Genomic DNA, 21,529 nt, shown 5'->3' with positions numbered 1-21,529 from the left:
CCGTCTCGGCCGCGGTCAGCGGCGGCAGTCGGCCGGTTCGTCTCGGGCGCTGACAGCGGAGGCAGTCGGCCGGGTCGTCTCGGGGTGTTGTCAGCGGTGGGTGCGGAGGCCGTCGAGGGCGATGTCGAGGACGCGGTGGCGCTGGGCGTCGTCGACGAAGGCGGCCGAGCTCAGGCCGGAGACCAGGCGCAGGACGTCGTCGAAGGCGGCGTCGGGGCGTACCTCGCCGGCCTGCTGGGCTCGGGCGAACAGGGGCTCACCGGCCGCATACATCAGTGCGCGGCAGGCGCCGAACATCTCCGAATCGCGGTTGAGCAGGTCGATGATGGCGCGCTTGGTGGCCACGTAGTCCACGAAACGCTCCAGCCAGGCGCGCAGTGCCTCCCACGGCGGCCGGCCGGCGACGGCCTCGGCGGCTTCGCTGAGGCGGGTGACCTCCTCCACGTACACCGCCTCGATCAGGTCCTGCCGGGTCGGGAAGTTGCGGTAGAGGGTGCCGACGCCGACGCCGGCCTTCTTCGCGATCTCCTCCAGCGACGTGTCGGCGCCGTTGGCGGCGAACGCGTCGCGGGCGGCGGCGAGGAGGGCGTCGAAGTTGCGCCGTGCGTCGGCTCGCTGGGGCCGGCGCACGGTGATCGGCGTCTCGGTCATCCGAATATCCCTTGTGTAGCGGAGGCATGCCTCCGGTAATGTGGAGGCATGCCTCGACTTTATCAGGCCACACCACGGGCGACCTTCGCGGTTCTGGCCGCGGCCGCTGCCGCGTTCGCGCTGATGCAGAGCCTGCTCACCCCGGTGCTGCCGACCATCCAGCAGGACCTGCACACCTCCACCGGCACGGTCACCTGGGTGCTCACCGCCTGGTTGCTGGCCGCCTCGGTGGCCACCCCGCTGATGGGCCGGGTCGCCGACATCATCGGCAAGGACCGCACCCTGCTGGTCGCGCTCGCCGCCATCGCCCTCGGCTGTCTGGTCGCCGCGCTCGCCCCGACCATCGGCGTGCTGATCGGCGCCCGCGTGCTCCAGGGGCTGGGCGCCGCCGTCTTCCCCGTCTCGTTCGGGATCATCCGGGACGAGTTCCCGCCGGACCGGGTGGCGTCCGCGATCGGCACCATGGCCGCGGTCATCGCCACCGGCAGCGGCGTCGGCATCGTGCTGGCCGGCCCGATCGTCGGGCTCCTCGACTGGCGCTGGCTGTTCTGGATCCCGATGGCGGTGGTGACCGTCGTCGGCGCCGTGGCCTGGCGGGTCGTCCCCGCGTCACCGGTGCGCAGCCCGGGGCGGATCAACATCCTGTCGGCGTTCCTGCTGGCCGGCTGGCTCGTCGCACTGCTGCTGCCGCTGAGCAAGGGCGCCGTCTGGGGATGGGGCTCCGGGCGTACGATCGCGTTGTTCGCCCTGGCCGTGGTCCTGCTGGCCGGATGGATGGCGGCCGAGTTGCGCGCCGCGGAGCCGTTGATCGACATGCGGATGATGCGGCTGCCCGCGGTCTGGACCACCAACCTGGCGGCGATGCTGTTCGGGGCCGCGATGTTCGGGGTGTTCGCGTTCCTGCCGCAGCTGATGCAGGTGCCGGCGGTCTCCGGGTACGGCTTCGGCGCGACCGTGACCGGCGCCGGCCTGCTGATGGCGCCGATGCTGGTGGCGATGGCGGTCTTCGGGTCGCTGAGCGGTCCGCTGACCCGGTGGGTGAGCAACAAGGCGCAGCTGCTGTGGGGTTCGGCGATGGGCACCCTGGCCTGCCTCACGCTGGCCCTGGCACATGATCAGAAATGGACGGTCGCGCTGGCGGCGGCGGTGTTCGGGATCGGTCTCGGCCTGATCTACTCATCGATGATCAACCTGATCGTGCAGAGCGTCCCGCGGCACCAGACCGGTGCGGCGAGCGGCATGAACACCAACATCCGCACGATCGGCGCGTCGATCGGCACGGCTCTGGTCAGCGCGATCGTCACCGCCCACCCGGGCCCGCACGGCCTGCCCGCGGAGACCGGCTACACGATGGCGTTCCTGATGCTGGCGGGCGCGAGTGCGGCGGCGTTCGGGGTGTCACTGCTGGTGCCGGGCCGGGCGGCGGCACCCGTCGAGAGCACCCCGGCCCTGGCGAGTGCCTGAAACGGCGGCGCCGGAGTCAGAACAGGACCGGGATGTCGGCGCGGGGTGCGGCCGCCACCTTGTCGATGCGCTCCCACATGGCGTCGTCGGACCAGTAGCCGGTGTGGCGGCGCAGCGGCGGCAGCGGCTCACCGCACAGGTACCAGGACGTCCCCGGATCCGGTAGCGGAACGTCGACCTCGCCGTCCCCGATCGGACCGCCGATGTAGTCGGTGCGGTACGAGTAGTTGACCCAGTGCCCCTTGACCCGGTCGTACAGGTCGCGATTGATCCAGGCGGGAAACCCCCACCCGTACAGGGTGCTCAGCGGTGAACCGAAGGTGACCAGCACCGTGTCGGCGGTGTCGCGTTGCTGGGCCAGGGCGGCCGCGGCCAGGACACTGCCCTGACTGTGCCCGACGAGCAGCACCCGGGCACCGTTGTCGTGCAGCCAGCGGATGCGGCGCTGGAGATCGGGGACGGCCCGCTCGGCGTAGCAGGGCGGGGCGAACGGGTGGAAGGCCCGCGGCCAGAACGTGCCGACGTCCCACAGCACGCCGAGCCACCGGCGTGCGCCGGGGCGCTGCCAGCCCAGTCGTAGCATCAGCACCCCGGCTACCGGGATCATCACGGCGAGCCAGACGGCCGTGTCGTCGGCGTCCGTCAGACTTTCCGGGGCGCGCCGGGCCCCGGAGGCCAGATACAGCGCCGGGACCAGCAGGACGCTCACCACGATGCCGGCCGTCAGGTAGCGGGCGCCCGAGGGGAAGCCGGCCATCCGCCGGGCCCGGGCGATCGTGCGGACCCATTCCCACCCCCGTTCCCGGCATTCCGCCGACTGGCCGGGATGCGTCGGCAGGGCGCTGCGGCGCCACGTGTCCCAGGGCGGCTGTGGCGGCGGTCCGGCGTCGGCGCGCCCGGCGAACTCCGCGATGATCGGCCCGGTCAGACCGCCACGACCGGCCAATGCCCACCGCACCGCCTCGACCAGCAGAAACACCGCCAGCACCGCTCCGGGGACCAGCGTGAGCCACGGGGTCGCCGCAGGCAGGAACGGGAACATCGCCAGCCGGTCGGCGCCCACCGGACCGACGGCGGTCCACTTCACCGATCCGAGCCCCTTACCGATGGCGATCAGTAAGCCCAGTCCGACGGCGTTGATGCTGACGAGGCTGAGCACGGCCACCACGAACGGCGCCACATGCCACTTCCGGAGCACCCGGACGCCGGGGCCCCGGTCCGCGCCGCGCCGGACACCGAGCACTCGCAGCAGCACGATCACCGGCATGAGCAGCACCCGCGCGACGGCCAGGACGAGGATCAGGCCGAAGGTCGCCCGTACCACCTGCAGCATGCCCGGCAGGTGACCGGTGACCGCACCGATCGGCGCCCCGATCCACACCCATCCGGCGACCCCGGCGGCCACCACGGCGGCGACCACGATCAGCGGATACACCAGCCGCTCCCCGGCCGACTCGCACGCGACCAGCACCAGCACGACGGCGAGAACCACGGCCGGTGGCACCACCGCGACGTGCAACCGGCCACCACCGCCGACGAACGCCAGGAACAGGGCCAGCCACGCCAGCCCGGCGCCCAGGTGCAGGCCGGCGAGCCGCCGGACGCTGGCCTGACCGTCGTAGAACCGCGGGTCGGCGACGCCGTCCGGCAGGGCGGCCGCGCTGATCCGCATCGGGGTCCGGGCCGGCGCACCGACCGGCGAGACGTCCTCGTAGCGACTGCGCGTCCGCTGCGCCAGCAACGCGATCACCAGCAGATTGGCGAGCACCAGACCGGCACCGATGACGACCCGTCGGCCGGGATCCGGATGATGCGCCGGTGCGTGGAGCACCCGTTTGATCCACAGTGCCGACCCGGGCAGGTCCTGGCCGCAGAACTGGTACGCCCACACGTCGACGGCGGCCATCGCGCCGATCAGCAGGAGGTTCAGGGTGACCGCCAGCGCGGTCAGCCGCGCGCACGCCCGGTGCACCGCGAACATCCACCGGTCCCGGCGGATCCGCGCCGAGCAGGTCCAGCCCGCGACGTTGACCAGCATGAACGGGAACAGCAGCAGCCACAGGACGCGGGAGCTGCTGCGCGAGGTCATGCCGCCCCAGCAGTACGCCTCGACGTTGCGGCCCCGGCGTGGTGTGGCGGCGGCGTAGAAGCCCGCGATCCGGTCGCCCCACACCTGCCGGTAGACCGGGGTGCCCAGCAGAGCGGCCGGGGACGTGCCACCGACCCCGTGTACGCGCAGCTCGACAATCGGCGGATCGTCCATAAGGTCCAGTTTAAGCGGGTTTGTCAACTACATCCGGCGAGACCCGCCGTGGCCCGGGCCACCGCGTACGGCTGCCCCCGCTTCCGCGCCACGGCCAGCGACCGTTCGTACTCCGCCCGCGCGGCCGCCACGTCCCCGGAGCGCAGCAGCGTGGTCGCGTAGTCGTGCCGGAAGTCCGCCTCGTAGTTGACCTCACCGGCCCGCCGGGCCACGTCGAGCGCCCGCCGATGCTGGTCCAGAGCCTCCCCGTACCGGTCCTGCTCGGTGAGGACGTTGCCGATCTCCATCCGGGTCTCCGCCTCGAACAGGGTCAGCCCCTGGCGCAGCGCCAGTCGCAGCGCCACCCCCAGATAACGTTCGGCAACCTGCGGGGTGATCTCGCCGAGCGCCCGCCGGCTGCGCTGGATGCCGACCAGGGACCCGGCCCGCAGATGCTCGTCACCCGGGCGCAGCGCACCGAGCAGCCCGAGCCGGTCCATCCGCAGCGCCTCCCGCCACCGGCCGAGCCGCTGGTAGGCGATCGACATCTGCAGGGTGACCGGTGGGCCGACCCGCATCCGGGCGAGACTGCGCAGCCGCAGACACTCGAGCCCCGCCTCCACCGCCTCGGAGAACCGCTCCATGGCGATGTGCAGGGCGGCGAGGTTACCGGTGAGCACCGACAGGGCCCGCAGGTTCCGCTGCCGCTGCCGGATCTCGATGCCCAGGCGCAGGTGGTGCAGCGCCAGTCCGTACGACCCGGCCCGGTAGTGGGACGAGGCGACCAGGTTGGACATCTGCGCCACCGCCTCCTCGTCACCGTGCTCCCGGGCGGCGGCGAGCCCGCGGTCGTTGAGGGTGGCGACGTCGTCGTTCCAGCCGCGGTAGTAGAGGGCGTACCAGGCGGCCCGCGGGATCCACCAGGCGTACTGGCACTGCCCGGACCGGACCGCCGCGTCGAGGTACCGCACCAGGTCGCCGCGGATGCGTTCCAGCCGGGCCACCGGGTCACCGACCGCCCGGACCAGGTCGGGGCGCAGCAGCGGCATCGCCTCCAGGTCACGCTCGACGAACGTCCGGTACGACTCGGTCATCGTCGCCATCAGCACGTGCGTCTCCAGATTGAGCACCCCCAGCACGGCGGCACCGGTCGGGCCGGGCAGCGCGGCCGCGTACTCGCGCAGCAACTCGTGCAGGCGGTGGACGCCCGGTTCCGGCTCGTCGACGAGACGGGCGTCGGCCAGTTCGGCGAGCAGCGTGGTCGCCTCGGAAAGCGACAGCCCGGTGAGGGCGGCCGCCGCGAGCGCGTCGACGGTCGTGCCCGGATGTGCGCCGAGCAGCCGGAACAACCGCTGCGCCGGCTCGGTGAGATCCTGGTAGGACAGCGCGAACGCGCCGATCACGGTGCGGTTCTCCACGGCCAGTTCGGGGAGCGCCGCCGTGGTCAGCCGGGCCAGCAGGTCGGCGACCCGCCAGCGCGGCCGGTGCGCGAGCCGTGACCCGGCCAGCCGGACCGCCAACGGCAGACCACCACAACGCCGCACCACCTCGATGGCCGCCGCCGGCTCCGCATGCACCCGGTCACCGGCGATCCGGGCCAGCAGCGCGACCGCCTCCCCGGTGGCGAGCAGTGGCAGCGACTCCCGGTGCGCGCCGGCCAGACCGGGCAGCCGCCGGCGGCTGGTCACCACGGTCAGGCTGCCGGGGGTACCGGGCAGCAGGCCGGCGATCTGCGCGATCGAGGCGGCGTTGTCGAGCACGACGAGCAGCCGGCGACGGGCGGCCTCGGCCCGCCACCGGGCGGCCCGGCCGGCGGGATCGGCGGGGATGGCGTCGGCGGGCAGGCCCAGCTGGCGCAGCAGCATGTGCAGGGCCGCGGACGGTTCGGCCGGGGCCTGCTCGCTGTGACCGTGCAGGTCGACGAAGAGGTGCGCGTCGGGGTAGCGGTCGCCGGCCAGCAGCGCCAGGTGCAGGGCCAGGGTGGTCTTGCCGGAACCGGCCATCCCGTCGACCGCCACCACCGCCGGATCGCCGGCCCGGACCACGGTTCGAAGACGCGTCACCACCTCATGTCGGCCGGTGAAGTCGACGACCGTACGGGGAAGGCATCGAATCGGACGGTGAGCGCCGGAAGGCGCGCCGGACAGGACCTCCCGGTGTGCCGCCCGTAGTTCCTCCCCGGGCTCCATGCCCAGCTCATCACGCAGAGTGCCGGCGGCCCGATGGAACTCGGCGAGCGCGTCGTCCTGCCGTCCGGCGCCGTGCAGCGCCAGCATCAGCCGGCCGCGCAGCCGTTCCCGCAGCGGGAACCGTTCGACCAGCGACGCCAGCTCGGCCACCAGTTCCTCGGCGTGCCCGTCGGCCAGCTCCAGATCCATCCAGTCCTCGACGGCGAGCGTGTGCTCCTCGTCGAGCGTCGCGGCGGCCTGCCGCACGGCCGGCGCGTCGATGCCGGCGCAGGCTTCGCCGCGCCACAGACCCAGAGCCCTACGGTACGCCGTCCGCGCGGCCGCCTCGTCGGAAAAGGCCCGCGCCGCCGCGACGAGCCGCCGGAAGACCACACTGTCCAGATCGTCCGGTCCGGCCTGGATCCCGTAGCCGGCCGGATCGGTGAGAATCGCGTCGGCCGGCAGCACCCGCCGCAGCCGGGACACGCAGTTCTGCAACTGGTTGCGGGCGGTCGCGGGCGGCTGCGGGCCCCAGACCGCCTCGGCCAGTTCGCGGAGCGCGACGATCCGGTTCGGGCGCAGCAGCAGGGTCGCGAGCACGGCCCGGTCCCGTCCGGCCGTCACCTGCCGTTCACCGTCCATGATGGAGAGGGGACCGAGGATGCGGTAGCGCACGGTCGCTCAGCGTAGCCCTTACGACGCCTTCGGTGGGCCCCGCTCGTCGCCTTCGGTGGGCCCCGCTCGTCGCGCGCCTGCGGCGGGCACCGGGTCGTCGTGCGCTTGCGGTGGCCCGGCTCGTCGGCGCGCTCGCGCCGGGCTCGTCGCGTCTGCGGCGGTGGGGCGGACCGGCCTGCCACCCTCAACACAGTCCCGGGCCGTTGCGCGTTACGCGAGCGGGTCCCCACCTGCTCGGCCACCGGTCATGCGAAGGGTCCCCGTGGGCAGCGGGCCGGCCCCCACCGCTCCCTCGGGTGCGATGTCCGTCCAGCATGGCGGATCGCTCTCTCACTCCGCTCTCGTTTCGCTTCTCCCCCGCTCCCGCCCGCGCTTCACCCCCGGCCCGCGCCTCGCCCTCGCTTCGCGCCTCGCCCTCGCTTCGCGCCCCGCCCTCGCTTCACGCCCCGCCCGCGACTCACGCTCCGTCGGCCCTCGCCCGTGCCCGCGCCGCGGGCCCCGCAGCCGTTCCCGCCTCGCGGCTCTCTCCTGCCCGCGCCCGCCGGCGTCAGATCGGCGCGGTGCTCTCCCGGACCACCAGTTGGGTGTCGAGTACCCCGCCCCCAGCCAGGCCGAGCGCCGTGCGGACGGCGAGCGCGCCCATCTCCCGCAACGGCTGCCGGACGGTGGTCAGCGGCGGCGCCGCCCAGCGCGCCCCCGGCAGATCGTCGAACCCGACCACACTCAACTGATCAGGAACGGACACTCCGCGCAGCCGAGCAGCCTCATACACCCCGATCGCCATGTAGTCGCTCATCGCGAACACCGCCGTCGGCGGAACACTGCGGTCCAGCAGGCGGCCACCCGCGGCGATCCCGGACGGGAAGTCGAACTCACCGTGCTCGACCAGATCGAGATCCGGCGGAACCCCGGCCTCGTCGTGCGCGGCCAGGAACCCGTCCAGCCGCGCCCGGCTGCACAGCAACTGGTCCAGCCCGGCGACCAGCCCGATCCGCCGATGCCCCAGCTCCAGCAGATGCGCGGTGGCCGCCCGCGCCCCGGCGAAGTTCGCGGCATCCACACTCAGCAGATCCCCGGCCGGCGCGCGCAGCGGATCGAGCGCCACCACCGGAACATTCAGCCTGTTCAATGCGGCCACCAGCGGCCCGGCGGCGGTCATCGTCGCGAGGATCGCCCCGTCGGTGCGCCCGGCCCGCAACCGCTGCAGCAGCTGCCGCCGCGCCGTCTCCCCACGGTCCAGCGACGACACCACGACCCGGGCCCCGGCCTCGTGCGCGGCCGCCTCGATGCCGCGCAGATGCTCGCCCTCCCACGCGCAGTCGATCTCCGAGAAGATCACGTCGACGGTGCCCGCCGCCTCGGTGTGCCACTGCCGCCGGCCCCGGTAGCCATGAACCCGCAACAGCTCCTCGACCCGGTCCCGGGTGCGGTCGGAGACGTCGGCGCGCCCGTTCCACACCTTCGACACGGTGGCGAGAGAAACCCCCGCGGCATGTGCGATCTCGGCCATCGTCGGGCGGTCACTCGAGGTGGGATCCACCATCACCCCTTTCCCGGTACGCCCGGAGCCGTCCCGCCCAACGCCGACAGTCCCGCAGCCACCACGCGAGAGGCTGCCCACTCCCACCCTCCAGCGCGGCCGCCGGGCTGGGGGCGCGGGTCGACGCTCTCCGTGGTTCCCGGTCGCATCAGGACAGCCGCATCGACGACAGCCGTCTCGTCGCTCACCTTACTCCCGCCCACCACCGATAATCCGTCCCCAAAACCGCCCCTCCCCGCGCCGCCATCCCCCTCGAACCCGTGCCGACATGCCGACGGAATCACCCCGCCAGCGAACGGGTGCGCCACCCTCACTCGAATCCCCCGCAAGCGAACAGGTGGGCCACCCTCGCTCAGATCACACAATCAGCGAACGTGTGCTCTCACCCTCGTCTGGAGCGGGACAGGAACACACAATCGGCCATTCGTGGTCGTTCATCGTCGCTATCACGACGGCCCGGACACACAATCGCGCTCTGTGCGACCCCACCGTCGCCGGCATCCCGTCCGCCGAGGCGAAGGAATCCGTCCGCAGAAGCGAAGGGACCGGTTCGCAAAAGCGAAGGGACCGGTCCGCCAAGGCGAAGGGACCGGTCCGCCAAGGCGAAGGGACCGGTCCGCCGAGGCGAAGGGACCGGTCCGCCGAGGCGAAGGGACCGGTCCGCAGAAGCGAACGGATCCCGTCGGCAGACGCGAGGGGACAGCCACGCCGCACAAGAGCGACCGGCTCCCCGCAAGATATTCAGGACGACCGGGGGCGGATCCACCACCACACGGCCGGGGCGAGGACGGCCGTGACCAGCGCCGACGCGAACACTCCGCCGCGGGCGCCGAGGAGCGTCACCACGGGCCCACCCACCCCGAGACCGAGTGGCGCCGCCAGGGCGATCCCGGCGGCGTAGATGGTGAGCACCGGCTGCTGGTCCGCTTCCTCCAGGTTGTCCTGAAGGAGGGTGTAGGCGACGGCGAGGAACGGACCGTACAGGACCCCGCCGACGATCAGTGCCGCCGCCGCGACCGGAACCGTGGGCGCGAAGGCCAGCAGCACCATCGCGACCGCCCACCCGCCGATGATGACCACGACCGTCGCCTGTGGACGGAACCGTTGCAGCCGTCCGGTCAGCACCGCACCGCCGAGCGCGCCCGCGCCGAAGCAGGTCCAGAGGGTGCCGAGCGCACCGGCCCCGGCCCCGAGGTCACCGGTCACGAGCAGCGGCAGCGCCACCTCGACCGGCCCGTAGAACAGGTTGAACAGGAAGTCCACCACGAGCAGCCGGTAGGCGACGGTGTTGCGGCGCAGCACCGACCACCCGGATCGGGTCGGTGCGGCCGGGTCGGCGGCGGCGCTGCGGGCCAGCGTGGCGCACACGATCAGGGACAGGTAGGCGCATCCGCCGACGGCGACGGCGATCCCGGGCCGGGTGACCGCGGCCAGCACCCCGCCGACGGCTGGGCCGACGACGTACATGGCGAGGCTGTCGGAGGTGCCGAGCAGGCCGTTCACCGACAGCCGGGCCCGTTCGCCGGCCATGCCGGTGGCCAGCAGCCGTCGCCCGCTCGCCGACATCAGGCGCAGCGCGGATCCGGCGGCCAGCACCACGATCAGCGGGGCGAACGCGATCCGGCCACTGTCGGCGAGCAGCCCGCACACCGCGAACGTGACCGCACGCAGGATCCCGTCGGCGCCGACGACGAGCCGGGCCCGGAACCGTCGGCGGCCGGCGCCGAAGTACAGCGACAGTGCCATGGCCACCACGTACGGCGCGGAGATGATGATCGAGACGGCGGCGGCGGGGCGCAGGCTCCCGTGCATCTGGAGGGCGAGCAGCGGCAGCGCCACGAACAGCATGCCGTCGCCGAGTTTGCCGACCGCGTCGCCGGCGATCACCCCGGCGAGCCGCCCGCTGCGCAGCACCTCCCGGTAGGAGACGCCGGTCACCGTGCGTCGAGGACTTTCTGCAGGGCAGCAGCGATCGTACGCGACTCGTCCGCCGTGATCAGGCTGGTGAAGTGCCGTCTGATCCCGTCCAGGTAGACCGGTCCGGCGGCCCGGAATCGTTCCAGTCCCGCGTCGGTGAGTGTCGCGTACGCGGACCGCCGGTCGTCGGGGTTGCTCTCCCGGGTGACGAGCCCGGCCTCGGCGAGGGCGTCGACGACCCGGCTGACCCGGGTGCGGCTGACCACCGCCCGCTGGCCGAGTTCGCCCATGCTGAGCCGCCGCTCGGGTGCGTAGTTCAGTTCGAGCAGAACGTCGTACCAGGTGAGGGGCAGTGAGCAGGCGGCCTGGAGCTCCCGGTCGAGAGCCGGGACCACCGCGGCGTGAACCCGCAGCAGGGCCGCCCACGCGGCCACGTCGGTGTCGCTCATCACCGGAGCCTACCGAATTCTTGTGCGTGCGCACGCAACGGAGTAGGAATGTGCGTGCGCACGCATTCACTTCTCAACGGGAGAACCACCGTGAAGCTTCTGCACATCTCCTCCTCCCCGCGCGGCCGCGACTCCGAGTCCCTGGCCGTCGCCCGCACCTTCCTCGACACCGTCCGGGAGGTGAACCCCGACGCATCCATCGACGAGTGGGACCTGTGGGACGGGGCACTACCGCCGTTTGGTCCCGACGCGGTCGCCGCGAAGATGACCGTCTTCGCCGGCCGGCAGCCCTCCGGTGACGCGGCCCGGGCCTGGGACGCGGCCATCGCCACGTTCCGCCGCTTCGACGCCGCCGACACCTACCTGTTCAGCGTGCCCATGTGGAACGCCGGAGTCCCGTACATCCTGAAGCAGTTCATCGACGTCGTCAGCCAGCCCGGCCTCGCCTTCGGCTTCGACCCGGAGAGCGGCTACACCGGGTTGCTGCGGGGCAAACGCGCCGCGGTCGTCTACACCAGTGCGGTGTACGGGCCAGGGCGCCCGCCCACGTTCGGCGCCGACTTCCAGGCCCCCTACTTCGAGGACTGGCTCCGCTGGGCCGGCGTCACCGACATCAGCCCGGTCCACTTCCGCCCCAACCTGGCCACCGCCGACGCCGACGCCGCCCGCCGCTCGGCCCACGCCCAGGCAGCAGAGACCGCCAAGTTGCTGACCGCAGCCCCGTAACCACCCCCCACCCCCGGCTGGTTGTCACCGCTGTCTCAAAGCCCCCGAGACAGCGGTGACAACCAGCCGCACCCGCCAGCCCGGCAGCCCGGCACGTCCGGCAGTCCGGCTGGTTCCCACCAACGTCTCGGAGGGCCTGAGACAGCGGTGACAACCAGCCGCGCCCGGCAGCCCGGCACGTCCGGCACTCCGGCTGGCCCCCACCAACGTCTCAAAGGCCGCGAGACAGCGGTGACAACCAGCCGAGCCCGGCAGCCCGGCACTCCGGCTGGCCCCCACCAACGTCTCAAAGGCCGCGAGACAGCGGTGACAGCCAGCCGAGCCCGGCAGCCCGGTACGTCGGGCAGTCCGGCTGGTTCCCACCAACGTCTCGGAGGGCCTGAGACAGCGGTGGCGGCCAGCCGGAGGGCGGCTCTCTGTCGGATCGGGAAGGGGCCGGATCCGATTCTGCGGGGGGCCCTTCGGCGGGTTGTGGGCGACGTGGCAGGCGGTGAGCACCGCATCCGCCCGGCGGTCGCGCTGCGGCCGGGCCGCGGGCGGATGTCGCGGTGTGGCTCACGGTGCCTTTGGTGGCCGTACAAGAGATCGGTTCGGATGGGTGAGAGAAACGACGACCTGGTGTGAGGGGTGGCGCGGCGGGTAATGCCTGCGGTCTCGGGTCCACCCGGGGGCCTGCTAGGTTACCGAGCGTGTTTGATCGTTGGAGCGGTGACTGTTCGTGCTGATCACGATCGGCATTCTGGCTATCGTCCTGTTGACTGCGGCGACCGGGTATTTCGTGGCCCAGGAGTTCGCCTACGTGGCCGTCGACCGGGAGCGCCTGCGGGTGCTCGCCGACGAGGGTGACGCCGCGGCCCGGCGGGCTCTGGGGGTGACGCAGCGGCTGTCGTTCGTGTTGTCCGGCTCCCAGGTCGGCATCACGGTGACCGCGTTGCTCGCCGGTTATGTCGCCGAGCCCTACCTGGGTGCGGGCACCGCCGAGCTGCTCGGGGCGACCGGTCTGCCGAAGACGGTGACCGCGTCGATCTCGACGGTGTTCGCTCTGCTGTTCGCCACGGTGGTGCAGATGGTGCTGGGTGAGCTGGCGCCGAAGAACCTGGCGATCGCCAGGCCGGAGGCGGTGGCCCGGGCACTGTCGCGGTCCACGGTGATCTACCTGACCGTGATGGGGCCGCTGATCCGGGTGTTCGACGCGACCGCGACCCGGCTGCTGCGCACGGTCGGCATCGAACCGGTGGAGGAACTGCCCCAGGGTGCCACCCCGGAGGACCTGGACCGGATCATCGAGACGTCGCGCAGCCACGGGGCGCTGGACGCGCGGGCGGCCCGGCTGCTCGATCACGGGCTGGACTTCCGCAGCCGGACGGCCGCCGAGGTGATGCGGCCGCGGATGGACGTGACGTCGATCAACGCGTCGGAGCCCGCCTCCCGGGTGGTGGATCTGCTGGACACCGGCCATTCCCGGTTCCCGGTGACCGGCGACGGCCTCGACGACGTGATCGGCGTGGTGTCGATCAACGATGTGGTCGCCCTCGATCCGGCGGTACGGTCGACGACCCCCGTCCGGGAACTGGCCGCGGACCCGGTGGCGCTGCCCGAGTCGTGCACGCTGCCGGTGGTGCTGGACCGGCTGAAGGCGGCGCACCGGCAGATGGCGGTGGTGGTCGACGAGTTCGGCGGGTTCGCCGGGGTCATCACCCTGGAGGACGTGGCCGAGGAACTGGTCGGCGAGATCCGCGACGAGGACGATCTGCCCGAGCCGGTGATCGAGCGTGACGGTGACGGCTGGTTCGTCCCCGGCCGGGCCCGGATCGACGAGGTCGCCGAGGCCACCGGTGTGCGGCTGCCGGAGGACGACCACTACGACACGGTGTCGGGGCTGCTGATGGCCCGCCTCGGCCGGCTGCCCGCCGTGCGGTCGAGCATCGACCTGGAGCTGCCGCCGCTGCTCGACGAGGACGGCGAACCGCTGCCGCAGGGGATCGCGACGCTGACCGTGCTGTCGATCCGGCGGCGCATTCCGGAACGGATCGCACTGACGGTGAAGGACGGCGCATGAGCACCACCCCCGCCCTGCTGATCTCGCTGGCGCTGCTGGTGTTGAACGGTTTCTTCGTGGCCGCCGAGTTCGCGCTGGTCGCGGCGAAACGGCACCGCCTGGAAACGGCCGCCGCCGAGGGCTCGCGGGGCGCCCGGGCGGCTCTGGCCGGCACCCGGCGACTGTCGATGATGCTCGCCGGGGCGCAGCTCGGCATCACCCTGTGCACCCTCGGCCTCGGCGCGCTCGCCAAACCGACCGTCGCGCGCCTGCTGGAACCGGTGTTCGCGGCGACCCCGCTGCCCGAGGAAGCCGCCTACGCGGTGGCGTTCGTACTCGCCGTGGCGCTGGTCGGCTTCCTGCACGTGGTGGTCGGCGAGATGGCCCCGAAGTCGTGGGCGATCAGCCACCCGGAGTCGTCGGCGCAGCTGCTGGCGATCCCGTTCGTCGGGTTCACCACCGTCCTGCGGCCGGTGCTGGCGGCGCTCAACGGACTGGCCAACGCCTGTCTCAAGCTGGTCAAGGTGACCCCACAGGACGAGCTGGCCCAGGTGCACAGCGCCGAGCAGCTGCGGATGCTGCTCGAGACGTCGAAGGAACACGGGACGATCCCGGACGCCGAGCACGAGTTGCTGACCGCGATGCTCGCGGTGGAGTCGACGACGGTACGCGACGTGATGACCCCGACCGCACGGATCGTGTCGGTGCCCGACGGCGCCGGTGCCCGCGACGTGGAGTTGCGCAGCCTCGAGGCGGGCCGCTCCCGGCTGGCGGTCACGTCTGGGGACGGGGCGATCGCCGGGATCGTGCACGTACGGGAGGCGGCGAAGGCCGTCGGCACCCGCAGCGGCGCCTCGGCGGGACAGCTGATGACCTCGCCGCTGCGCCTGCCGGCCGGAACCAGCGGCCTGGACGCGATCGCGGCGATGCGCCGGGAACGCAACCAGGTCGCACTGGTCACCGAGGCGGACGAGGTGGTCGGGCTGGTCGCCCTGGAGGACCTTCTGGAACAGGTGATCGGCCAGTTCGACGACGAGACCGACCCGGTCATCGACGCGGCGCGCCGGGCCGGCCGGACGTCCCGGTCAGGCGCGTAGCCACTCACCGTCCGGGGTGCGTACCTCGAAACCGTCGTCGAACCGGACGTCGGGGCAGCCGTCGACGACCGCGCTCCAGCCCCGGCCCGCCGAGTGGACGGCGTGCCGGCGGCAATGCTTCTCGTCGACGTAGCCCCACGCCATCAGCACGTCCCGGCCGCGGTAGGAGTACCGGCCCACGGAGGCGATCCGGTCGCCGTCGGGCCGTCGGTAGAAGTCGGCACGCAGACCGGGAACGATCGTGCCCCCGAACTCGGCGTCCGGCACTGAACGATGTGGGGCATAGGTGGTCAAATCGGGAAGAGACACGCTTGTTGGTCGCTCCTGTCGGCCGAGCGGTTCCCGGGATCCGTCTTCCAGGTGACTCCGTCTTTCCGGTGGCCCCTCTTCAGGCGGCTCTCTTTTTCAGGTGGCTCCCTCTTTCAGGTGGCTGCGGATCCGGGATCGCAGCGCCCGCCGGGCCAGCGGTCCCAGCTCGTCCACCACCTCGACCAGGACCGCGAGCTGGTCGAGGGCCGCCATCGCCTGCCGGCCGCCCTCGTGGTCCACACCCTCGTACAGCTCCAGGCCCACGAACGCCGCCGCCACCGCACGCGCCAGGCCGGGCAGGTCGGCGACCTCGGCCACCGGCGAGCCGGCCAGCAACCGGTGCAGCACCGACTCGATCTCGTCCGACCACATCCGCAGCGCCGCCGCGGTCGGGGCGGCCAGCCGCTCCCCGGTCTGCGCGGCCGCGAGCATCTGCGCCAGCACCGAGACGTTGCCCGCCGCCAGCTCGGACTCGTGCAGCTCACGGCCCACCGACAGCAGCTCCCGCAACGAGGTGACGGCGGCGAAACGGTCCGCATAGGCCGCCACCCGCTGCCGGGTGGCCTGCTCACAGGCGGTGCCGAGCAACTCGTCGACCGAACCGTAGTGGTAGAAGACGAGCGCCTGATTGACCCCGGCGGCCGCTGCGATGGTCCGGGCCGATACGCCGGTGACACCGTGTTCGCGCAGCGCGGCCAGGGCGCCTTCGAGCAGTCGCTGCTTGGTGTCACTCATGACGCGACATTCTGCCTCAGCCCGGCATGCGAGGGCGCGATCAGGGCACCGGGCGCGTTCTTCACCACCGACCCCCGGATGTACGCCCGGAGCAACCCCCGGATGTACGCCCGGAACGACCCTCGGGTGTACGCCCGGAGCAGCCCCCTGAGACCGGTGACGGCGATCGGCCGTGACCGGCCGTCCCCGGTGTGAACCCTGTCGCCGTCACCGGTCTCCCCCCGTTTGAGCGCTCGCTCAACCGCCAACCTAGCGCTGTTTGAGCGACCGCTCAAGCGCGGCGGCCACCGGTCACGCCATAGGGTGGTCGGCATGCGCATCCGGGACGCGGCCCTCCCCACCGGGCTGGCCGCCGTCGTGGCCGCGGTGGCGCTCGCCGGCGCCGACAGTGACGACCGGGCGCTCGCGCCCTGGGGCTGGGCGCTGATCCTGACGTCCGCGGCGGCCCTGCTGTGGCGGCGGCGCCACCCGATCCCGGTCCTGCTCGTCACCGGAGCCGCTTGCGTCGCCTACTATCCGCTCGGCTTCCCCGACACGCCGATCGCGGTGAGCCTGGTCGTGGCCCTCTACACGGTGGCCCGCGAACGCGGCCCGGTCCCGTCCGGCGCCGCGGCCGCCGGCCTGCTGCTGGTCGTCACCGCCACCGCCTCGGCACCGTTGCCGACCGCCGCCTCGGTCGCGCCACTCCTGGCACTGCCGGTGGTGCTCGGCGAGGTGATCCGCGGCCGGGCCCACCAGACCACCCAGGCCGAGGAACGCGCCACTCTCGCCGAAACCGCCCGGAACAACGCGGAAGCGGCGGCGAACAACGCCGAAGCCGCCCGGAACAACGCCGAGACCGCTCAGCGGAACGCCGACGAGGCCCGGCAGAACGCGGAGGCCGCCCGCCGCAGCGCTGAGGCGTCCCGCGAGGCCGAGGCACTACGGCGAGCCACCGAGGAACGGTTGCGGATCTCCCGTGAGGTGCACGATGCCCTCGGCCACCAGTTGTCCCTGATCAGCGTCCAGGCCGGTGCCGCACTGCACACCCGCTCGGTGGACGGGGCCTTCGCGGCGCTCCAGGCCATCCGCACCGCGAGCGGCGACGCCCTCCGCGAGCTACGGGAGGTCCTGGGTGTCCTCCGCGAACCGGTCCGGCCGGCCCTCGCCGCTCTTCCGGAACTCCTCGACCGCACCTCGGCCACCGGTCTGACCGTCCGGTCCGCGATCGAGGTACCGGACCCACCCCCGGCCGCGGTCCAGCAGGCCGCCTACCGCATCGTCCAGGAGGCGATCACCAACGCGGTCCGTCACGCCACCGCCGCGACCACCATCGACGTCGCGATCCACCTGACGCCCATCCCCGCCGCATCGCACCCGCCGGCCCACCCCGCACCAGGCACGCAAAGTCACTCCTCGCGTCATGGGTCGCCCTATCCGACGCCTGACGAGTCGCCCCACACCGAACTTCACGGGCGGGCCGATGCCAAGCCCCACGAGCCGACCCATACCGGGCCCCACCTGTCGCCGCGATCTTGTGGGTCTGCGTCGGACCGCTGGTTGGTGGCTGTCGTGGAGAACGACGGCGCGGAGGTCGCCACGATGGCGGAGGGTAACGGCATTCGCGGTATGGCGGAGCGCGCGGCCGCACTCGGCGGAAACGTCACCGCGGGCCCCCGACCCTGCGGAGGCTTCCGGGTCGAGGCCCGCCTGCCCGTCGACAAGATCGAGACCGATCCACACTCGGACAGGATCGAGGCGGGCCCGCCCCTCGCCAAGGGCGAAAACCCTCCCCCCTCCGACCGACCCGATCCCTGTCCGCCCACGCACATGACCGAGGCTGGCCCACACTCCGGCGAAGGCGAAGGCGAAGGCGAAGGCGATCCGCCCTCCGACGCGATCGAGCCCGGTTCGCCCTCCGGCGAGCGCAGAGCCCCTCCCCCTCCGGCAAGCGCGAAGCCGGCCAACTCCCCGGAGTGCGCCTGTCCCCCGATCAGAACGGAGCGCGATGATTAACCTCGTTCTCGCTGACGACCAGGCGCTGGTTCGGGCCGGGTTCCGGGCGATCCTCTCCGGTGAGCCGGACATGACCGTGGCCGGTGAGGCCGCCGACGGTGAGGAGGCTGTCCGGCTGGCCCGGCGGCTACGGCCGGACGTGCTGCTCATGGACATCCGCATGCCGGTCGCCGACGGCCTGACGGCGACCCGCGAGATCTGCGCCGACGAGACCCTCGACGGCGTGCGGGTGATCATTCTGACGACCTTCGAATCGGACGAGTACGTCTACGGCGCGATCCGGGCCGGCGCGAGCGGGTTCCTGCTCAAGGACATCGAACCGGCCGAGCTGATCCACGCGGTACGGGTGGTGGCCCGCGGCGATGCCCTGCTCGCACCGTCGGTGACCCGCCGTCTGATCGCCGAGATGGCCGCCCGGCTGAAACCGCCGCCCGCCCCGGAACTGGCCGCCCTGACCGCCCGTGAGACCGAGATCCTGGACCTGGTGGCGGCCGGCCACTCCAACGAGGAGATCGCCGCCGCCCTGGCGATCAGCTACCCGACCGCGAAGACCCATGTCAGCCGGATCCTCACCAAACTCTGCCTGCGGGACCGCGCCCAGCTGGTGGTGTGGGCCTACGAATCGGGCCGGGCGATACCAGGCTGGCTCCCCTGACGAACCGCGAGCCGGGCCGGCTGGGCGGAGCCGTAGCGCCGCCGGGCAGACCGGCCGCACGGCCATCCCGGCGCCCACCAGGCAGCGCAGCACCACCAGCCGGCGCAGCCACCGGCTCCCCGCCGGCCGGCTCAGCCGGGCCGACGCGCGGCCGGGCCGTACTTCCCGGGATGTACGCGGTAGGCAGCGAAATACATCTCGGGATGTGTTTTCGGGCGGGGGAAACAACTGATTACCATTGGCTCGTAAGGTCGTCAGAATTGAATTCGTGAAACGGCGAACTCTTCTTTCTCTTGCGGTTTTCTCCACGTTTCTGAGCGCCTGTTCCGACGAGGACGCGCCCGGCGGCGGCAGTGGCGCCGGCGGTGACGGCAACCGGCTGCGGATTCCGGCTCCGGCCACGTCGACCATCGACCCGGATGGGGCGCGGCGGTTCGCGTTGACCCTGCGCGCCGACGGGCGTTCCGGTTTCTTCCCCGGAAAGGTGACCGAGACCTGGGGGATCAACGGTGACTATCTGGGGCCGGTGGTGCGGGCGAAACGGGGTGAGAAGGTCCGGATGGCGGTCACGAACCGGCTGCCTGAGGCGAGCACCCTGCACTGGCACGGCATGCGGCTTCCGGCCCGGATGGACGGCGGCCCGCACCAGATGATCGAGCCGGGCGCCACCTGGACCCCGGAGTGGACGATCGACCAGCCCGCGGCCACCGGATGGTTCCACCCGCACCCGCACGAGAAGACGGCCATGCATGTCTACCGGGGTCTGGCCGGCCTGTTCCTGATCGACGACCCCGATGGGCCGGAGCTGCCGGACGAGTACGGCGTCGACGACATCCCGTTGATCGTGCAGGACAAGGTGTTCGACGGCGCGGACCTGGCGACCGGCGGTGTGGACAGCGGCACGTTCGGGCTGCTCGGTGACACGATCCTGGTCAACGGCACGTACCGCCCGTTCCATCAGGTGGGTGCCGAGCTGGTCCGGTTCCGGCTGCTGAACGCGTCGAATGCGCGCGTCTACCGGATCGGGTTCGCCGACGGCCGCCGCTTCGATGTTGTCGCCGGTGATCAGGGGATGTTGGAGCGGCCCGCGACGGCCGACCGGGTGAAGATCAGTCCCGGCGAGCGGGTGGAGATCGTGGTGCGGTTCGCGCCGGGCGAGACGGTCGTCATGAACAGTGTGGGTGAGCCGCGGAAGCAGGCCAACGACATCGAGGAGGACGACTTCGACCTGGTCCGGTTCACCGCCGCGGCCACCCTCGAACCGGCGGTGAAGCTCCCGGCGGCGCTCGGCGGCCCGGCGGGTGAGACACCGCCGCCGGGGGCCCGGGTGCGCCGGTTCGAGCTGTCCGGCTCGGAGATCAACGGGCGGGACATGGAGATGTCGCGCATCGACGAGGTGGTCGCGGCGGGGGCGGTCGAGATCTGGGAGATCGACAACACGACGTACGCCCACAACTTCCACATTCACGAGGTGGCGTTCCGGATCCTCGACGTGAACGGGCAGCCGCCGCCCGCCTATCAGGCCGGCCCGAAGGACACCGTGTTCATCCCGAAGAAGGCGAAGGTACGGCTACTCGTCCGGTTCGGCCCGTACACCGACCCGGTCACGCCCTACATGTACCACTGTCATCTGTTACGGCATGAGGACAAGGGCATGATGGGCCAGTTCGTGGTCGTCGAGCCGGGTACCGAGCAGCTCGTGCCGCGGACCATCCCGGCCGGCCATCATCATGACTGAAAGCCGCCCGGCCCGTCCTTCGGCAGTCCGGCGGCGGCCAGCAGGGACACCACGTACGGGCCGTCACCCCAGGCGTCGGCCTCGATGAGCGCCCGCACCACCGCGAGCTGGAGGTCGGTGAACCGGCTGACCAGCTTGTTGGTGCGCGGGAACACCGAGTCGACGAGCGCGCCGATCAGAGTGGTGCGCTCCTGGCCGGGGCGGGTCTGGCGCAGCCGCCGGATCAGCAATTCCACCCGCTCGGGGGCCGTCGACGGGTCGAGCCGGGACAGTGTCAGGGCGGCGAGCGTGCGCATGTCGCCGTCGAGGAACGGCCAGTTCGGGACCGGGTCGGGGGCTTCCAGCAGGCACTCGTAGACCTGGTCGATCACCTCGCGGGGCGGCCGGGTGTACAGGGTGGCCACCGCGATCGCCGCGGCCCACCGCTCGGTCGGCAGCGGCCCGGCCAGGCGCATGGCGAGCGCGCCGGTCAGGGTGCGGTCGGCGGCCAGTCCGCCGGCCAGGGCGGCGGCGACCGACGCGACGGCGGCGACCTCGGCGTGCTCGCCGGGTTCCGACCCGATCACGCGGGTCAGGGCCGGCACCACGACGTGGCGCTCCTCCGGGAACCAGGACAGCAGGTGGGCGGTGTGCATCCGCACCGCCGGGTCGTGGTCGTGCAGTGCGGTCAGGAACGCCGGGATCCGGGCGCGGACCGCGTCGTAGGCGGCGATGTCCCACTGGTCGGGGGCGGGTGTCGCCCGCAGCACCGCCGGATCGGGCCGTTCGATCAGCCAGTACGTCTCGTCGCCGATCGCGATCAGCCGCAGCAGCTGGCAGGCGCCGAATCGGTCACCGGCCGCCGGGTCGGCGATCACGTCGGTGAGGAACGGGATCGCCGCGATGCTGGTCGGGAACCGGCTGCCCTGCTGGACCAGGGTGCCGGCCAGGTAGTTGTAGGCGCTGCGCCGCAGGAACTCGTCACCGGACCAGAGCGCGTGCAGGGCGTCGGGCACCCCGGTGGAGGCGCGGGGGTCGCGCGTCAGGGAAACCCAGTTGACGGCGTCCACCATGTGCGTGCGCTCGGGCATACCCCGGAATCTAGACGATCATCTCCCCATCCACCGCCCGCCCCGGCGGTGTTCGGACTG

At 72.2% G+C, this 21,529-nt stretch carries 16 protein-coding genes; 7 read left to right on the top strand and 9 right to left on the bottom strand.

Features of this window, described 5'->3' with window-relative positions:
- Positions 1-90 precede the first annotated feature (90 nt).
- Positions 91-651: a TetR/AcrR family transcriptional regulator gene (locus tag BC793_RS17960; RefSeq protein WP_109593690.1), complete on the bottom strand. Its 561-nt coding sequence runs from the start codon at positions 649-651 to the stop codon at positions 91-93.
- Positions 652-699: 48 nt separating this feature from the next.
- Here BC793_RS17960 and BC793_RS17955 point away from each other — a divergent pair, with 48 nt between their 5' ends.
- Positions 700-2,115, top strand: a complete 1,416-nt coding sequence (locus BC793_RS17955) for an MFS transporter (RefSeq protein WP_109593689.1) — start codon at positions 700-702, stop codon at positions 2,113-2,115.
- Positions 2,116-2,131: 16 nt separating this feature from the next.
- Here BC793_RS17955 and BC793_RS17950 read toward each other — a convergent pair whose 3' ends face one another.
- The 5 genes from BC793_RS17950 to BC793_RS17930 all read right to left on the bottom strand — a co-directional run bounded on the left by BC793_RS17950 (position 2,132) and on the right by BC793_RS17930 (position 11,106).
- A complete protein-coding gene (locus tag BC793_RS17950; RefSeq protein WP_109593688.1) occupies positions 2,132-4,378 on the bottom strand; it encodes a hypothetical protein in 2,247 nt (748 codons plus the stop codon).
- A 23-nt stretch (positions 4,379-4,401) separates the two neighbouring features.
- Positions 4,402-7,200, bottom strand: a complete 2,799-nt coding sequence (locus BC793_RS17945; protein ID WP_109593687.1) for an AfsR/SARP family transcriptional regulator — start codon at positions 7,198-7,200, stop codon at positions 4,402-4,404.
- Between the two features lie 547 nt (positions 7,201-7,747).
- Positions 7,748-8,710 (bottom strand): LacI family DNA-binding transcriptional regulator, encoded by a 963-nt coding sequence (locus BC793_RS17940; protein WP_239170079.1) that lies wholly within the window; start codon positions 8,708-8,710, stop codon positions 7,748-7,750.
- Positions 8,711-9,481: 771 nt separating this feature from the next.
- Positions 9,482-10,678: an MFS transporter gene (locus BC793_RS17935; protein ID WP_109593685.1), complete on the bottom strand. Its 1,197-nt coding sequence runs from the start codon at positions 10,676-10,678 to the stop codon at positions 9,482-9,484.
- On the bottom strand, positions 10,675-11,106 hold the full coding sequence (locus BC793_RS17930) for a MarR family winged helix-turn-helix transcriptional regulator (protein WP_109593684.1): 432 nt from the start codon (positions 11,104-11,106) through the stop codon (positions 10,675-10,677). Before BC793_RS17930 ends, BC793_RS17935 begins: the two co-directional genes overlap by 4 nt.
- Positions 11,107-11,196: 90 nt before the next feature.
- Here BC793_RS17930 and BC793_RS17925 point away from each other — a divergent pair, with 90 nt between their 5' ends.
- The 3 genes from BC793_RS17925 (at position 11,197) to BC793_RS17915 (ending at position 14,967) form a co-directional block, all read left to right on the top strand.
- Positions 11,197-11,832 (top strand): FMN-dependent NADH-azoreductase, encoded by a 636-nt coding sequence (locus BC793_RS17925; RefSeq protein WP_203896263.1) that lies wholly within the window; start codon positions 11,197-11,199, stop codon positions 11,830-11,832.
- Between the two features lie 718 nt (positions 11,833-12,550).
- A complete protein-coding gene (locus BC793_RS17920; protein ID WP_109593682.1) occupies positions 12,551-13,891 on the top strand; it encodes a hemolysin family protein in 1,341 nt (446 codons plus the stop codon).
- Positions 13,888-14,967 (top strand): hemolysin family protein, encoded by a 1,080-nt coding sequence (locus BC793_RS17915; RefSeq protein ID WP_109593681.1) that lies wholly within the window; start codon positions 13,888-13,890, stop codon positions 14,965-14,967. Before BC793_RS17920 ends, BC793_RS17915 begins: the two co-directional genes overlap by 4 nt.
- Here the strand turns inward: BC793_RS17915 and BC793_RS17910 are convergent.
- The gene (locus BC793_RS17910; RefSeq protein ID WP_109593680.1) at positions 14,956-15,234 is read right to left on the bottom strand and encodes a hypothetical protein; all 279 of its coding nucleotides are present in this window, start codon (positions 15,232-15,234) and stop codon (positions 14,956-14,958) included. The genes BC793_RS17915 and BC793_RS17910 overlap by 12 nt on opposite strands.
- A 138-nt stretch (positions 15,235-15,372) precedes the next feature.
- Positions 15,373-16,011 carry a TetR/AcrR family transcriptional regulator gene (locus BC793_RS17905; RefSeq protein ID WP_109593679.1) on the bottom strand — a complete coding sequence of 213 codons (639 nt, stop codon included), beginning with the start codon at positions 16,009-16,011 and terminating at the stop codon, positions 15,373-15,375.
- A 312-nt stretch (positions 16,012-16,323) separates the two neighbouring features.
- Between BC793_RS17905 and BC793_RS50610 the strand changes: the two genes are divergently transcribed.
- The 3 genes from BC793_RS50610 to BC793_RS17890 all read left to right on the top strand — a co-directional run bounded on the left by BC793_RS50610 (position 16,324) and on the right by BC793_RS17890 (position 20,399).
- Positions 16,324-18,006, top strand: a complete 1,683-nt coding sequence (locus BC793_RS50610) for a sensor histidine kinase (RefSeq protein ID WP_203896265.1) — start codon at positions 16,324-16,326, stop codon at positions 18,004-18,006.
- Positions 17,999-18,661 (top strand): response regulator, encoded by a 663-nt coding sequence (locus BC793_RS17895; RefSeq protein ID WP_109593678.1) that lies wholly within the window; start codon positions 17,999-18,001, stop codon positions 18,659-18,661. The genes BC793_RS50610 and BC793_RS17895 overlap by 8 nt, the downstream gene beginning before the upstream one ends.
- 268 nt (positions 18,662-18,929) lie before the next feature.
- Positions 18,930-20,399: a multicopper oxidase family protein gene (locus BC793_RS17890; protein ID WP_203896266.1), complete on the top strand. Its 1,470-nt coding sequence runs from the start codon at positions 18,930-18,932 to the stop codon at positions 20,397-20,399.
- Here the strand turns inward: BC793_RS17890 and BC793_RS17885 are convergent.
- On the bottom strand, positions 20,390-21,469 hold the full coding sequence (locus tag BC793_RS17885; RefSeq protein WP_109593677.1) for a hypothetical protein: 1,080 nt from the start codon (positions 21,467-21,469) through the stop codon (positions 20,390-20,392). The two genes, BC793_RS17890 and BC793_RS17885, sit on opposite strands and share 10 nt — an antisense overlap.
- Positions 21,470-21,529 lie beyond the last annotated feature (60 nt).

It is taken from the genome of Actinoplanes xinjiangensis, assembly GCF_003148685.1.
Classification (GTDB): Bacteria; Actinomycetota; Actinomycetes; order Mycobacteriales; family Micromonosporaceae; genus Actinoplanes; species Actinoplanes xinjiangensis.
This window is presented reverse-complemented; position numbering and strand designations above follow the sequence as displayed.

Coding starts and splice junctions, on each gene's coding strand:
- BC793_RS17960 (WP_109593690.1), bottom strand. CDS start 651: ATGACCGAGACGCCGATCACCGTGCGCCGGCCCCAGCGAGCCGACGCA.
- BC793_RS17955 (WP_109593689.1), top strand. CDS start 700: ATGCCTCGACTTTATCAGGCCACACCACGGGCGACCTTCGCGGTTCTG.
- BC793_RS17950 (WP_109593688.1), bottom strand. CDS start 4,378: ATGGACGATCCGCCGATTGTCGAGCTGCGCGTACACGGGGTCGGTGGC.
- BC793_RS17940 (WP_239170079.1), bottom strand. CDS start 8,710: ATGGCCGAGATCGCACATGCCGCGGGGGTTTCTCTCGCCACCGTGTCG.
- BC793_RS17930 (WP_109593684.1), bottom strand. CDS start 11,106: ATGAGCGACACCGACGTGGCCGCGTGGGCGGCCCTGCTGCGGGTTCAC.
- BC793_RS17915 (WP_109593681.1), top strand. CDS start 13,888: ATGAGCACCACCCCCGCCCTGCTGATCTCGCTGGCGCTGCTGGTGTTG.
- BC793_RS17905 (WP_109593679.1), bottom strand. CDS start 16,011: ATGAGTGACACCAAGCAGCGACTGCTCGAAGGCGCCCTGGCCGCGCTG.
- BC793_RS50610 (WP_203896265.1), top strand. CDS start 16,324: ATGCGCATCCGGGACGCGGCCCTCCCCACCGGGCTGGCCGCCGTCGTG.
- BC793_RS17895 (WP_109593678.1), top strand. CDS start 17,999: ATGATTAACCTCGTTCTCGCTGACGACCAGGCGCTGGTTCGGGCCGGG.
- BC793_RS17885 (WP_109593677.1), bottom strand. CDS start 21,469: ATGCCCGAGCGCACGCACATGGTGGACGCCGTCAACTGGGTTTCCCTG.